Genomic DNA, 13,699 nt, shown 5'->3' with positions numbered 1-13,699 from the left:
GGCCGCACCAACCTCGTCGCATGACGACGACAAGCGAAGCCCGCACACGCCGCAGTGGGCGGCTCATGCTGAACAAGGTTCCCGAGGTCACCATCTGGTTCTGGGTGATCAAGATCCTTTGCACGACCGTCGGGGAGAGTTTCGCCGACTGGATCAACATGAAGCTGGGCGTCGGCCTGGTGAACACGGCCTGGATCTTCACCGCGGTGTTCGTGGTGGTGCTGGGCGTCCAAATGCGGCTCAAGCGGTACGTCCCCTTCCCGTACTGGCTGACGGTGGTCGTCGTCAGTGTCACGGGCACCCTGTACACCGACATCCTGACCGACCAGCTCAACGTGCCGCTGTGGATCAGCTCTACGGTGTTCTCGGTGCTGCTCGCCGTGGTCTTCGGTGTGTGGTGGTGGCGCGAGCGCACCCTTTCCATCCACTCGGTGACCACGCTGCCGCGTGAGTCGTTCTACTGGCTCGCCGTTCTCGTCACCTTCGCGCTCGGCACCGCGACCGGCGACTGGACCCTCGAGCTCACCGGCTGGAGCCCGGGAGGCTCGGTCCTGCTGCCGCTCGGCCTCATCGCGGCGATCACCCTGTTGTGGAAGTTCGGCGCGAACCCGGTGCTGTCCTTCTGGCTCGCCTACATCCTGACCCGCCCGCTGGGCGCCAACATCGGCGACTGGCTCGCTTCCCCGAAAGTTGCTCAGCCGGGCGAGCCGACCGGCCTGGCGCTGGGCACCTTCACCACCAGCCTGATCTTCCTCGGCCTGATCCTGGCGACTGTCATCTACCTGACGGTGACGCGCTCCGACGTGACCGAGACCTACGACGCCACGCACACCCCGCAGACCACCGCCAACCCTGGCAGGGAGCGCGTCGCGCTGGCGGGCTTCGGCCTCCTCGCCGTCGCCACCGGGAGCCTGCTGTTCTGGGCGCACAGCCAGCCGCACGTCGGCCCGGCGCCGGAGGAGGACGCCACCTCCACCGTCCACCTCGCCCCCGGCCAGGCCGTGAAGCACTTCCCGGCCAAGAAGGTCGACGCACTGAAGGCACTCGCGTCGACGTCACTCGAGGATGCGAAGTCGGGGAACGCGGCCGGGGCTCACGCAGCTGCCCAGTCGCTGCGAGACCTCTGGGATGCCGACCAGGCTTCGCTGCAGCCGCTGGACAACACCGGCTGGACGTTCATCGATGCCCAGATGGACCATGTCCTGAAGACCTTCGGCATCGACCACTCGAACCCGCCGATGTCGTCGGCCCAGCAGGAGGCTGAGCTGAAAACCCTCCTGACAGACATGCGCTGACGGACCTGATCGGCGGCGGCCACCCTGGGCCGTCGCCGATCAAGCTCCGCGAGGCAGGGAATCCACGACTCGATCGTCTCGCACCCGCCTTCGGCCAGGGCCTGCCCAAGCTGCTGGGCGTCACCGACGAGCTGACGGTTTCCCGTCCGAGTCACCCAGCGTCCTGCGCCGCTGCGGGCTCAGGGCGTACAGCTCAGGAGCCTGCCGTCAAGGCGTCTGCTCGCGCGCACCGGAGCTGGTGGATGTTCCGGCTGCTGCAGAAGACCGCCGCGAGCCGGATCGTCAGGACCGCTCGCTCCCAGCGCCCGCCCCGCTCGGTGCCGGCTTGAGGACGCAGCAGCAGCGGCAACGCAGTGGGCGCGGAGCGTCCCTGGGACAGATCAGGAAGCCGGGCCCCGTTAGGGCTCGGCCAGGGCTGTGAGCCGGATGATGCCCTCGACGGATTCCCGTCCGGTCACGGCAGGTCTGGCCGCAGTGGATAGCCGGGGCCGGGCACGGTGTGCCAGACGTGGTCGAGGATCTGGGTTGCGCTGTGTACGCGGCCGGGAATGCGGATGGGGAAGCGCAGCAGGGAGAAGGCGCCGGCCCGCTTCTTGGCCACGCTGCCGAGCCCGGCGAGTTCGATGACCTCATCGGCCCGGCGGCGCGGGATGCCGTGGGTCAGCGCCAATGCCCTGAGGTGGTTGTAGGCCGAGCGGCCCCGGGTGGAGATTCGGTGGTACCGGACGCTGAAACGGCCCGCGCACGTGGTACCGCGGTACTGCGCGGCTCCGAGCGCGCGACGTAGTGAGTTTGCCCGGCGGAAAAGTCCACCGATATCACCAGCGCAACCACCGTGACCAGGAAATTCGCCAAGCTGTTCAGGTCGCGTTCAGGTGGTTCGTGCGGTGTTGAAATTCATGCCCCAGAAGCCCCAAAGCCATGGCAAACGTGTCCGGTGTCCAAGAGTTCACCATGTCATCGTGCGATCATGACTACAGAGCACCTCCTCGACGACCGGCCCCTGGCCCCCATACGGCAGATGGCGAACAAGGTGCCGGAGGTGACCGTCTACTTCTGGATCATCAAGGTGCTCACCACCGGGATGGGCGAGACCGCGTCGGACCTGCTGGCACGGGTGCTCGGCCCGGTGCCGGCGGTTGCGCTCGGTGGTCTGGCCCTGCTGGCTGCCCTGACGGTGCAGTTCGCTCTCCGCAGGTACGTCGCCTGGGCGTACTGGACCGCCGTCGTCATGGTCAGCGTGTTCGGCACGATGGCGGCCGACGTCCTGCACGTCGGCCTCGGCGTCTCCTACACGGTGTCCACACCGTTCTTCGTCACGGTCCTGGCCGCCGTGTTCGCCCTCTGGTACGCCGCGGAGCGGACGCTGTCCGTCCACGGCATCCGGACCCGCCGCCGTGAGACGTTCTACTGGGCGGCGGTCCTCGCCACCTTCGCCCTCGGCACCGCCGCCGGCGACCTGACCGCCACCGTCGGCTTCGGCTACCTCGGCTCGGTCGTCCTCTTCGCCGCCGCGATCTGTGTGCCCGCGCTCGCCCACCGCTTCACCGCCCTGAACGCCGTGACCGCGTTCTGGACGGCCTACGTCATCACCCGGCCCCTCGGCGCCTCCCTCGCCGACTGGATGGCGCTCGGGCACACCCGGGGCGGACTCGGGCTGGGATTGGGGCCGGTCACCCTCGCCTGGACGGTCGCCATCGTCTGCTTCGTCGGGTATCTGGCCACCTCGCGCCGTGACACGCCCAGCGGTGAGGCGAACTGACGGCCGGGACCGGACGTCAGGGTTCCAGTCGGTAGCCGCGTCCCCTCCGGCGGCTGTTCGCCGGCAGTCGGCAGAAGCGGCCGGAGACTGCCACAGGGAAGAGCCGCCCACAGATATCCGCATCCTGTAATCGCGGACAGCCCTGTATGACGTCTCATGGCAACACGGCGAGCACCCTGCCCGTCGACAGCTGTAGCTGCCGGCGGGCGGAGGTATGGCGGTGGGCACCATGTGCTCCAACGTTTCCCCAGGTCAGCGCACCCTTCCACGCGGCTTCAGCGGCACCGGCGGCAGCTCGGGCGCGCGCAGCGGGGCGCCGTCGTAGCCTTTCACCTCGCCGAAGCGGGTGCCCGTCGCCCAGTCCTCGCGGGCCTGCTCGATCTCCGCCTGGGTGCGGGCGACGAAGTTCCACCACATGATCAGCTCCTCGGCGAACGGTTCGCCGCCCAGCAGCATGATCCCGGCGTCCGACTCGGCGCGCAGGGGGAGTTCGGTGCGGCCGCAGCCGAGGTAGAGCATCGAGCCCGGCAGCACCGGTACGCCGTCCACGTGCACCTCGCCGGACATGGCCAGCACCCCGTACTCGAAGTCGGGGTTCAGGGGCAGGCGTACGTCGGTGCCGCGGGTGAGGCCGAGGTCGGCGCCGACGATCGGGGTGAACGCCGTACCGGGGGAGGAGGCTCCGTCGAGGTCGCCGAGGATCACGGTGGCGGTCAGACCGGGGGCCGTCACCTGGGGCAGCTCGGCGTGGTACTCGAACTTCGGCTCCGTGTGGCGGTGTTCGTCGGGGAGCGCGACCCACAGCTGCGCTCCGTGCAGGAAGCGCGCGTGGGATCCGGGGCTCTCCTCGGAGTGGCTGATCGCCCGGCCCGAGGTCATCAGGCCCAGCTGCCGGGGGCCGATGGTCTGGAGGCTGCCGGTGGAGTCGCGGTGCAGCACCTCGCCCTCGTGCAGCCAGCTCACCGTCTGCAGCCCGATGTGCGGGTGCGGCGGGACCTGCATACCGGGCTCGTCGGCGATGTCGTCGGGGCCGTAGTGGTCGACGAAGGCCCAGGCGCCGATCATGCGCCGGCCCAGGTTCGGCAGCAGCCGGCGCACCTCGGTCGACTCGCCCAGCTGCACTCGGCGGGGGCTCAGCAGTTCACGGACGGGCTCGGCGACGACGAATCCGCGGCCGCCGCACACACTCGGTACCGGCGCGCGGTCAAGGTTGCTCATGCGGCCCAACCTAGTCGTCCCGGAGCCGCCACGCGGACAGACCTGCGCCCGGCACCCGGCGTCGCCGCCGGGCACTAGGGTGCCGGGACGCCGAGGCTGCTCGGGCTGCTCGGTGACGGCCGGGCCGGCGACGGCGGGGCCGGCGACGGCGGGGCCGTGGTCGGCACCGGTGACGGGGTGCCCGTCGTGGGCCGGGGGGAGCGGGCCGGCTCGGCCGGGCGGGGCCGGTCGTCCCGGACGGTGAGGAAGACCAGGGCCGCGACCGCGGCCAGCGCCAGCAGTCCCGCGGCGATACGGCGTACCGGCAGCGGGCGGGAGCGCGTCGCGGCGGACGGCGGGCGCGGTGGCCGCAGGTCGGCCGGGCCGACGGACTGGGCGCGTGCGGCCAGGGCGGCCCGCAGCCGTTCCTCGACCCGCGTCGGTGCGGTACCGGTGGCGGAGTCGTTCATCGCAGACCCTCCAGACGTCGGCCGAGGGCGTCCAGAGCCCTGCTGGCCGTGGACTTCACGGCGCCCCGCGACAGGCCCAGCGTCGCCGCGATCTGGGCCTCCGTCAGGTACGACCAGTAGCGCAGGACCAGGACCTCGCGCTGCCGCGGGGTCAGCGTCCGCAGGGCCGCCAGTACCTCCCGGTGGTCCTCGTGCAGCAGGACGTCCTCCTCCGGCGGGGGCACGTGCCGCTCGGGTTCGGGGGTGTGCGCCCGTACGGTCCTGCGCCGCCGCAGCACCGAGCGGGCGCCGTTGACGACACTCGTCCGCAGATACGCCTCCGGGTCGTCGAGCGAGCCGAGGCGGTGGCCGTGGCGGCGGAACAGCGCGGTGAAGGCGTCCTGTACGACGTCCTCGGCCGTGGGCAGGTCGTCGACGAGCAGCACCGCCAGGCGCACCAGGGAGAGCCTGCGGTGGTGGTACAACTCCTCGATGCCCGGCGGGGTCTCGGCGGCGGCCGGCCCCAGTGCGCCGATGCCCGTGCCGCCGCCGGCCGGTGCCGGGGCGGCCGGGCCCCCGGCGCGGACGCGGGCGAGGAGACGGGCACGCAGGAGCGCGAGCCGGGGTGCCGGGCGGCCCCGCCCGCGGGCCGGGGCGTGGGACGGGCCCCAGGGCAGGGACGCCGCCGGGGGTGTGGCTGTCGTCATGGATCTCCCGGCCGGTGTACGGGGAGCCGCATGGGGCGGCTCCCCGCACACCGGCGCTGCCTCAGTGGTGCTGCGGAACCGGCGCGGGCGTGGCGAGCCGGCTCGCCGGGACGGGACTCGGCGACGCCGTCCGGTGGCCGTGGTGCGGGGCCGGAGCGGGCGCCGGGGTGCCCGGACGCGTGGGGGACGGCACGGGGGAGGGGGCCCTGGTGCCCGGCACCGAGGGCACGGGGGCCGGCCGGTGCGGGCTGGACGGCACGGGGGTCGGGGCGACGGTGGGCGGCTGCGACGGCGAGGGGACGGGCTTCGACGTCGGCGGCCGGGTCGGGGACGGTACGGGGGACGGCGTCGCGTGGCCGCCCGCGGGCGCCGGCGCGGTGGTGGCGCCGGAGTGGGAGGCGGGCCGGGCGTCGCCCTGCACCGCCTGGGCGGTCATGGTGCCGCCCACGGTCAGGGCCGCGCCGACGGCGGAGACCCCCAGGACGGTGCGCAGCCTGCGCTTGCGGCCGGGGCGGGGGAATTGCTGTGCGGACATGGGTTCCTTCGGTCGCTCGGGGTCGGACGTGGGTCGAAGTGGAGGCCTCCACCCGGACAGACGTCCGACCCCGGACGAGGTTGCACCCGGCGACCGGGAAATTCTCCGCGCCCGCGGCCGGGTCAGCCCAGCAGCTTCAGGAGCTCCTCGGCGACCGGGGCCGAGGAGGCCGGGTTCTGGCCGGTGATCAGGTTCCGGTCGACGATCACGTGGGGGGCCCACGGCTCGGCCGGCCGCACGTCGACGCCCACGTCGGTCAGCCGGTCCTGGAGCAGCCACTTGGCCTGTCCGGCGAGGCCGCCCTGGGTCTCCTCCTCGTTGGTGAAGGCCGCGGCCCGGTAGCCGGCGAAGGCGTTGGAGCCGTCGGCCCGCACCGCCGCGAGCAGCGCGGCCGGACCGTGGCACACCACGGCCAGCGGCTTGCCCGAGTCCAGGGCCGTGACGAGCAGCCGGCCCGAGTCGGCGTCCACGGCCAGGTCCTCCATGGGGCCGTGCCCGCCCGGGTAGAACACGGCGGCGAAGTCACCGAGGTCCACCTCGGCCACCTTCACCGGCTCCCGCAGCTCGGCGATCTCCGCGACGGCGCGCGCGATCTCGTCGGCCCTGTCCTGGCCGCCGTTGACCTCGGCGGCCAGGCTCGCGCGGTCGACCGGCGGCACCACACCGCCCGGCGTCGCCACGACGACCTGGTGGCCCGCCGCCTTGACGGCGCGGTAGGGCACCACGACCTCCTCGGCCCAGTAGCCGGTGGGGTGTCGGGTGCCGTCGGCGAGCGTCCACAGGTCGGCGCCGGTCAGTACGAAAAGGATCTTCGACATGGATCTCTTCTTTCAGGTGCCTGCTTCTTCGGTAAGAACGTAGGCGAGGCGACCCACAGGAAACCAATGAAGCATCCAATGCCCGACATCGGAACTCCTATGGGTGGCGGGGAACAGGTCCCGGTGAATACTCGGACGAGTGGAGACCCCTGACCCTGCCCCGCCCCGTGCCCCGTCATCCGCCCCGTCCCGTGCCTCGTCCCCCGCTCCTTCCTCCGCCCCGCCGCCCTCCCTCCCGCTCGACCTGAACCTGCTGCGCACCTTTCTCGCCGTCTACCGCTCCGGCTCCTTCACCGGCGCCGCCCGTCTGCTGGGCCTGTCGCAGCCGACGGTGACCACGCAGATGCGCGCCCTGGAACGCCAGAGCGGCCGGGAGCTGTTCGAGCGGCTGCCGCGCGGGGTCGCGCCGACGCCCGTGGCCGACGGACTGGCCGCCCGGATCGCCGGGCCCCTGGACGAGCTGGCCGGTGTGGCCGGTCCCCATGCGCCGGAGGGAGCCCGCGCGGAGCCCGTCCACCTCGCCGGGCCCGCCGAGTTCCTGTGCAGCACCGTCCTGCCCACCCTCGCCCCGCTGGTCGCCGAGGGCGTGCGGCTGCGGGTGGCGACCGGACTGACCGATCAACTGCTGGACGAACTGCGCGCGGGCCGCCACGACCTGGTGATCGCCACCACTCGGCCCCGCGGCCGCACGCTGCACGCCGTGCCGCTCAGCGACGAGGAGTTCGTCCTGGCCGCCGCCCCCGTCTGGGCCGGTCCGCTGCGGGACCGGCTGCCCGCCGAAGGGCCAGCAGCGCTGCGCTCCGTACCGCTGATCACCTATGCCGAGGACCTGCCGATCGCCCGCCGGTACTGGCGGCACGTCTTCGGCCGGCGCCTGTCCTGGACCGCCGCCGTCACCGTGCCGGACCTGCGCGGGGTGCTGGCGGCCGTGGTCGCGGGCGCCGGGTTCAGCGTGCTGCCCCGCTATCTGTGCGCGGACGCGCTGGAGTCCGGTGCGCTCGTGGAGCTGTTGGCGCCGGAGGACCCGCCGATCAACACCGGCTTCCTGGTCCAGCGCCCCGGCGTCCCGGACAACCCCGACGTGGCGCGTGTCCACGACCTCCTGCTGGGGGCGGGACGGAGCTGGTAGACGCCGCCTCCGGATGGCGCCCCCCGGACGGCGGGCCGACGATGGAGGTGTGGGGTGCGGTCACCGTCGTCTGTTTGCCGGTGCCGTCCGAGGCCGCCGGGGGCGGGGGCCGGCCCCGGCCGTGCCGAGCGGCCGGAAGGGAGGACACCGTCATGCTGGAAGTGAAGACGGTCGACAAACCCGACGAGCGGCGTGACTTTCCCCGCGGCCACCTCGAAGCCCTCCACCTGACCGGGCTCGACTTCGCGGTGGGCACCTTCGAACCGGGCTGGCGATGGTCGGCGTCCGTGGGACCGATCGCGGGTACCGCGAGCTGCATGGTCCACCACAACGGCTATGTGGTCCAAGGGCGGATGCACCTGCGGATGGACGACGGCGGCGAGAGCGAGGTCGGCCCCGGCGACGTCTTCGTCTGCCCGCCCGGCCACGACGCCTGGGTGGTGGGAGACGAACAGGTCGTGGTGTTCGACTTCGCCGGGACGATGGCGAACGAGTACGCCAAGAGCTGACACGGGCGCGCGTGGGGCCGCGGGGCACGCCCCGCGGCCCCACGCGCACCCGTCTCACACCGGCAGCAGACGCGCGATCAGCTCGCCGAGCTGCCGGGCCGTGCGGCACTCGTGCATCTCGACCAGCTCGGCGTAGGCGGGCGCCGCCGAGTCACCCGTGCCCCACTGGGCCCGCGGCTCGGGGTTCAGCCAGTGCACGCGCCGGGCGCGGCGGGCGAGTTCACGGACGGCGGCCAGGTTGGGGTCGCTCATGTTCGTACGGGCGTCCCCGAGCACGAACACCGTCGTCCGGGGCCCGACCGCGGCGCCGTACCGCTCGGTGAACTCGCCCAGGGCGACGCCGTAGTCGCTGCTGCCGTGCCAGCCGGTGAGCGTGGCCTCCGCGCGGATACGGGCGCCGAGCCCGTCCGGGTCGGCCCGGCCGTGAGCGAGCAGCCCGGTCACCTCGTCGAGCCGGTTGACGAAGGCGAACACGCGGACCTTGCTGAACTGGTCGTGCAGGGCCTGCACCAGCAGCATCGTGAAGTCCGAGAACCCCGACACCGAGCCCGACACATCGCACAGCAGCACCAGTTCCGGCCGGACCGGACGGCGCCTGCGCAGCACCGGCCGCATCGGCACCCCGCCCGTGGACAGCGAGGAGCGCAGGGTGCGGCGCAGATCGATCGTGCCGCGCGCGGCCCGGCGGCGCCGCGCGGCCAGCCGGGTCGCCAGCTTCCGCGCCAGCGGCCACACCACCCTGCGCAGCTCGGCGAGCTGGTCGCGGCGTGCGTACAGGAAGTCCACCCGGTCCGCGGTCGGGGCGACGGCCCGCCGGGCGATCTCGTCCCGTCCGCGCCGCTCGGCGACCCGGCGCCGGGCCTCCGCGCCGACCAGCCGCCGGAACACCTCGATGCGCCGTCTGATCTCGTCGTCCAGCAGCCGGTCCGCGAACCCCGAGCCGCCGTCCCGGCCCCGTACGTCGGCGCGCACCCGGGCCAGCAGGGTCTGCGGCCGGAGCCGGTCGAGCGTCTGGTGCGCCGACCAGCCGTCCGACCCCGGTGAGCTCCCGTACCCGCCGAAACCGTCGACGGCCTCCGCGGCCAGCCGGGCCAGCAGCGCCCGGTCGTCGGCCGCCAGCGCCCGCGCGAGGCGGTCGCGCAGCTCCTCCCGGTCCGCCGGCGCCTGCTCCGGGCCGCCCACGCCGCGTGGGAAGTACAGGTCGAAGACCGGGTCGAACACGGCCCGCTGGGCCGGGCCGTGCAGCAGGGTCGCGGCCAGCCCCTCCCGCAGCAGCTCCCGGTCGGTGAAGCCGAGGGCCTCGGCGGCGAGGGCCGCGTCGACCGTCTCCCCGGTGCCGATCCGCACACCGTGCTCGCGCAGCGCGCCCACCAGCCCGGTGATCCGGCCCCCGACACCGGTCACAGCGCGTCCAGGTCCAGCTTGGCCGCCGCCTTCAGTACGTCGTCCTGGTGCTTGAGGAGTACGCCCAGGGTGTCCCGTACGACCGTCTCGTCCAGCGTGCCCGCGCCCAGGGCCAGCAGGGTGCGCGCCCAGTCGACGGTCTCCGCGACGGACGGCACCTTGCGCAGGTCCATCGCGCGCAGCGCCCCTACCACCCGTACCACCGACTCGGTGAGCGCCGCGTCGAGACCCGGCACCTTCAGCGCCACGATCCGCCGCTCCAGCTCCTCCTCCGGGAACCCGATGTGCAGGAACAGACAGCGGCGGCGCAGGGCTTCGGACAGCTCGCGGCCCGCGTTCGAGGTGAGCACGACGAAAGGGCGGCGGGTCGCGGTGACCGTGCCCAGTTCGGGGACCGTCACCTGGAAGTCGCTGAGCACCTCCAGCAGCAGGCCCTCCATCTCGACGTCGGCCTTGTCGATCTCGTCGATCAGCAGGACCGTCGGCTCCTCGCCGCGGATCGCGGTGAGCAGCGGGCGGGGCAGCAGGAACTCCTCGCTGAAGATGTCGGTGCGGGCGTCGTCCCAGCTCTCGCCGTGGCCCGCGCTGATGCGCAGCAGCTGCTTGGCGTGGTTCCACTCGTACAGGGCCCGGGACTCGTCGACGCCCTCGTAGCACTGGAGCCGGACCAGCCGGGCTCCGGCCACCTGGGCGACGGCCTTGGCCAGCTCGGTCTTGCCGACCCCGGCCGGCCCCTCCACCAGCAGCGGCTTGCCCAGGCGGGCGGCGAGGAAGGCGGTCGTGGCGACGGCGGGCGAAGGGAGGTACCCGGTCTCGGCGAGACGGGCGGAGACGTCGTCGACGGACGTGAACAACGGGGCCTCCGGCTGGCTGGGGAACGGCGTCCGACGACTATCTAAGCGCTTGTTCAGCGCTCCTGTCACGCGGTTCCGCCTCCAGCCCGGCCGCAAGCTCCGCTCACTCCCCGGTCATCAGCACCACTTCCAGGGTGCGCGGCCCGTGCACCCCCTCCACCCGGTCGAGCTCGATGTCACTGGTGGCGGACGGGCCGGAGATCCAGGTCAGCGGGCGGCCGGGGGCCAGGCGCCCGAGGGCCTGCGGGACGGAGGCGACCACCTGGTCCGGGACGCGCACCACGCAGATGTGGTGGTCGGGGATCAGAGTGATGCGACGCCGGCCCTGGTCGGAGGAGCCGTCCAGGACGAGGGTGCCGGTCTCGGCGATCGCGACCGCGCAGCCGGTGACCACGCTGTCCACCCCGTCGAGTTCGCGGGCCGTGCTCGCGGCCCGGTCCTGGACGCGGGTGGGACCGCCGGCCGCCAGCCACCCGGCCGGCAGCCCCGGCGGCACGAGCACCCGCTCGGCGCCGCGCGCCGCGAGCAGCCGCCCGATCAGGTCCGGCAGCCCGCCGGCGTCCGTGCGATGCACGACCGCCCGGTAGTCCGCCAGGTTCTCGGCCAGCAGCTCCACGCTCTGCCCGGCCGTACGGTCGCCGTGCTCGCGCAGATAGTCCCGCGCCACCGCCTCCTCGTACGGCCGCTCGTCCGCGGGCAGGTCCGCGAGCGCCCGCCGCACCCGGCCCAGGATCCGTTCCCTGCCGCTCACTTCGCCGTGTCCTTCCCGCCGTTCGTACGCTGCCACCAGTCCCGGAACGGCTCCGTCGGCACCGCCGGCAGATCCCGGGTCCCGCTCCACGCCCGGCCCGGACCCGGCAGCGTGCGCGGATGCAGCCGGCGGGTGCGGGAGGCGAGCCGCTGTCCGGCGCGCAGCGCACCCGGATGCGCGAACGCCCAGCGCGCGGCCCGCAGCGCCGCCCGCTCGGCGGCATGGCCCCGGGCCGGTCTCAGCACCACCTTGTTGCCCGCCCGGACCGCTTGGCCGCCCTGCGCCACCCGCTCCCGCAGATGCACCAGCACCTCCGGGATGTCGATGGCGACCGGGCACACCTCGTAGCAGGCCCCGCACAGCGAGGACGCGTACGGCAGGGAGGCGTCGATGTCGCTGCCGGTACCGCGCAGTTGGGGGCTGAGGATGGCACCGATCGGTCCCGGGTACACCGAGCCGTAGGCATGGCCGCCCGCCCGCTCGTACACCGGGCACACGTTCAGGCAGGCCGAGCAGCGGATGCAGCGCAGCGCCTGCCGGCCGACCTCGTCGGCGAGGGTGTCGGTGCGGCCGTTGTCGAGCAGGACCAGATGAAAGGCCTCCGGGCCGTCCTCGCCGGTGGTGCCGGTCCACATCGACGTGTACGGGTTCATCCGCTCGGCCGTCGAGGAGCGGGGCAGCGTCTGCAGGAAGACCTCCAGGTCCCGCCAGGCAGGCACGATCTTCTCGATGCCGACGACCGAGATCAGCGTCTCGGGCAGGGTCAGGCACATCCGCCCGTTGCCCTCTGACTCCACCACGACCAGCGTGCCGGTCTCGGCCACCATGAAGTTGGCGCCGGAGACGCCGACCTTCGCCCGCAGGAACTTCTCCCGCAGGTGGAGCCGGGCGGCCTCGGCGAGTTCGGCGGGGGAGTCGCTCAGGCCCTCGGGTGCCGGGCGCCCCCACTCGGCCATCTCGGCGCGGAAGATGTCCCGGATCTCACCCCGGTTGCGGTGGATGGCCGGGACCAGGATGTGCGACGGCCGGTCCCTGCCCAACTGCACGATCAGCTCGGCGAGATCGGTCTCGTAGGCGCGGATGCCCGCCGCCTCGAGGGCTTCGTTGAGCCCGATCTCCTGCGTGGCCATCGACTTGACCTTGACGACCTCCGACTCGCCGGTGGCCCGGACCAGTTCGGTGACGATCCGGTTGGCCTCCTCGGCGTCGGCGGCCCAGTGGACCGTGCCGCCCGCCGCCGTCACCGCCTCCTCCAACTGGATCAGGTACCGGTCGAGATGGCGCAGCGTGTGGTCCTTGATCCGCCGGCCCGCCTCCCGCAGCTCCGCCCAGTCGGACACCTCGTCGACCGCCCGGGCCCGCTTGGCCCGGATGGTGTGCGTGGCGTGGCGCAGATTGCCGCGCAGGGTGGCGTCGCCGACGGCCTCGCGCGCGGCCTCGGGGAAGGCCGGCATGCCCAGGTACGTTCCGCTCATGCGGCCGGCTCCTCCTCCGTGCTCGCCAGGATCTCCGCGATGTGCACCGGCCGCATGTCCGTCCGCAGCCGGCTCATGGTGCCGCCGATGTGCATCAGACAGGAGTTGTCGGCCGCGCACAGCACCTGCGCGCCCGTCGACTCGGCGTTGCGCACCTTGTCCGCGCCCATCGCCGCCGACACCTCGGCGTTCTTCACCGCGAACGTGCCGCCGAACCCGCAGCACTCCTCCGCCCCCGGCAGCTCCACCAGTTCCAGCCCCTTCACGGCGTTCAGCAGCCGCCGGGGCCGGTCGCCGAGGCCCAGGGCACGCAGTCCGTGGCAGGTGGGGTGGTACGTCACCCGGTGCGGGTAGTACGCGCCGACGTCCGTCACACCCAGCACGTCCACCAGGAACTCCGTCAGCTCGTACGTCTTCGGCACCACCGGCGCGAGCACCGTGGCCAGCGTCCCGCCCCGGCCCTCGGCCCGCGCCCGCTCTCCCATGCGCGGATACAGCTCGCGGACCATCGCCCCGCAGGACCCGGACGGGGTCACGATCGCGTCGTAGTCACCGAAGACCTCGGCGAAGTGCCGGGCCAGCGGCTCCGCCTCGTGCCGGTAGCCGGTGTTGTAGTGGGCCTGTCCACAGCACGTCTGGGCCATCGGGAAGTCGACCTCGACGCCCAGTCCGGCCAGCAGTCTCACCACCGCCCGGCCGGTGTCCGGATAGAGCGTGTCGTTGACACAGGTCAGGAACAGGGCGACACGCATCGCGGCTCCTCGGCGTCGGTCGTCGGACGGTTGCAGGGTAATCGGCGGAATCCGCCGGGCGG

General features: G+C 73.0%; 14 protein-coding genes and 1 pseudogene. 4 read left to right on the top strand and 11 right to left on the bottom strand.

Annotated features, from left to right (window positions below; genetic code table 11):
- Window positions 1–20 precede the first annotated feature (20 nt).
- Window positions 21–1,295 (top strand): hypothetical protein, encoded by a 1,275-nt coding sequence (locus ABZ478_RS19125; protein WP_359550822.1) that lies wholly within the window; start codon window positions 21–23, stop codon window positions 1,293–1,295.
- A 568-nt stretch (window positions 1,296–1,863) separates the two neighbouring features.
- Here the strand turns inward: ABZ478_RS19125 and ABZ478_RS19120 are convergent.
- A pseudogene (locus ABZ478_RS19120) lies at window positions 1,864–1,995 on the bottom strand (ABC transporter ATP-binding protein); the annotation flags it as partial.
- Window positions 1,996–2,265: 270 nt separating this feature from the next.
- Between ABZ478_RS19120 and ABZ478_RS19115 the strand changes: the two are divergent.
- A complete protein-coding gene (locus ABZ478_RS19115; protein ID WP_359550819.1) occupies window positions 2,266–3,057 on the top strand; it encodes a hypothetical protein in 792 nt (263 codons plus the stop codon).
- Window positions 3,058–3,309: 252 nt separating this feature from the next.
- On the opposite strand, the gene ABZ478_RS19110 is transcribed toward ABZ478_RS19115, so the two are convergent.
- From ABZ478_RS19110 to ABZ478_RS19090, 5 genes are all read right to left on the bottom strand, one after another.
- Complete coding sequence (locus tag ABZ478_RS19110) at window positions 3,310–4,275, bottom strand: pirin family protein (RefSeq protein WP_359550816.1); 966 nt, start codon at window positions 4,273–4,275, stop codon at window positions 3,310–3,312.
- 74 nt (window positions 4,276–4,349) lie between these two features.
- A complete protein-coding gene (locus ABZ478_RS19105; protein ID WP_359550814.1) occupies window positions 4,350–4,724 on the bottom strand; it encodes a hypothetical protein in 375 nt (124 codons plus the stop codon).
- The gene (locus ABZ478_RS19100; RefSeq protein WP_359550812.1) at window positions 4,721–5,410 is read right to left on the bottom strand and encodes a SigE family RNA polymerase sigma factor; all 690 of its coding nucleotides are present in this window, start codon (window positions 5,408–5,410) and stop codon (window positions 4,721–4,723) included. The genes ABZ478_RS19105 and ABZ478_RS19100 overlap by 4 nt, the downstream gene beginning before the upstream one ends.
- A 61-nt stretch (window positions 5,411–5,471) precedes the next feature.
- Entirely contained in the window at window positions 5,472–5,945 is a 474-nt protein-coding gene (locus ABZ478_RS19095) for a hypothetical protein (RefSeq protein WP_359550809.1), read from the bottom strand.
- Between the two features lie 122 nt (window positions 5,946–6,067).
- Window positions 6,068–6,763, bottom strand: coding sequence for a type 1 glutamine amidotransferase domain-containing protein (locus ABZ478_RS19090; RefSeq protein WP_359550806.1), 696 nt, complete (start codon window positions 6,761–6,763; stop codon window positions 6,068–6,070).
- Window positions 6,764–7,007: 244 nt separating this feature from the next.
- Here ABZ478_RS19090 and ABZ478_RS19085 point away from each other — a divergent pair, with 244 nt between their 5' ends.
- Both ABZ478_RS19085 and ABZ478_RS19080 read left to right on the top strand, forming a co-directional pair.
- Complete coding sequence (locus tag ABZ478_RS19085; protein ID WP_359550875.1) at window positions 7,008–7,892, top strand: LysR family transcriptional regulator; 885 nt, start codon at window positions 7,008–7,010, stop codon at window positions 7,890–7,892.
- Window positions 7,893–8,044: 152 nt separating this feature from the next.
- Window positions 8,045–8,401 (top strand): cupin domain-containing protein, encoded by a 357-nt coding sequence (locus tag ABZ478_RS19080; protein WP_359550803.1) that lies wholly within the window; start codon window positions 8,045–8,047, stop codon window positions 8,399–8,401.
- 54 nt (window positions 8,402–8,455) lie between these two features.
- Here ABZ478_RS19080 and ABZ478_RS19075 read toward each other — a convergent pair whose 3' ends face one another.
- The 5 genes from ABZ478_RS19075 to ABZ478_RS19055 all read right to left on the bottom strand — a co-directional run bounded on the left by ABZ478_RS19075 (window position 8,456) and on the right by ABZ478_RS19055 (window position 13,637).
- A complete protein-coding gene (locus ABZ478_RS19075) occupies window positions 8,456–9,805 on the bottom strand; it encodes a VWA domain-containing protein (RefSeq protein WP_359550800.1) in 1,350 nt (449 codons plus the stop codon).
- Complete coding sequence (locus ABZ478_RS19070) at window positions 9,802–10,659, bottom strand: MoxR family ATPase (RefSeq protein WP_359550798.1); 858 nt, start codon at window positions 10,657–10,659, stop codon at window positions 9,802–9,804. Before ABZ478_RS19070 ends, ABZ478_RS19075 begins: the two co-directional genes overlap by 4 nt.
- A gap of 103 nt (window positions 10,660–10,762) precedes the next feature.
- Window positions 10,763–11,410 (bottom strand): LUD domain-containing protein, encoded by a 648-nt coding sequence (locus ABZ478_RS19065; RefSeq protein WP_359550795.1) that lies wholly within the window; start codon window positions 11,408–11,410, stop codon window positions 10,763–10,765.
- Window positions 11,407–12,885 carry a LutB/LldF family L-lactate oxidation iron-sulfur protein gene (locus ABZ478_RS19060; protein ID WP_359550793.1) on the bottom strand — a complete coding sequence of 493 codons (1,479 nt, stop codon included), beginning with the start codon at window positions 12,883–12,885 and terminating at the stop codon, window positions 11,407–11,409. Before ABZ478_RS19060 ends, ABZ478_RS19065 begins: the two co-directional genes overlap by 4 nt.
- Window positions 12,882–13,637 (bottom strand): (Fe-S)-binding protein, encoded by a 756-nt coding sequence (locus tag ABZ478_RS19055; RefSeq protein WP_359550791.1) that lies wholly within the window; start codon window positions 13,635–13,637, stop codon window positions 12,882–12,884. Before ABZ478_RS19055 ends, ABZ478_RS19060 begins: the two co-directional genes overlap by 4 nt.
- Window positions 13,638–13,699: the final 62 nt, after the last annotated feature.

The organism is Streptomyces sp. NPDC005706 (assembly GCF_040631045.1).
Classification (GTDB): Bacteria; Actinomycetota; Actinomycetes; order Streptomycetales; family Streptomycetaceae; genus Streptomyces.
The sequence above is the reverse complement of the archived record's forward strand: the minus strand, read 5'-3'. Positions and strand labels throughout refer to the sequence as shown.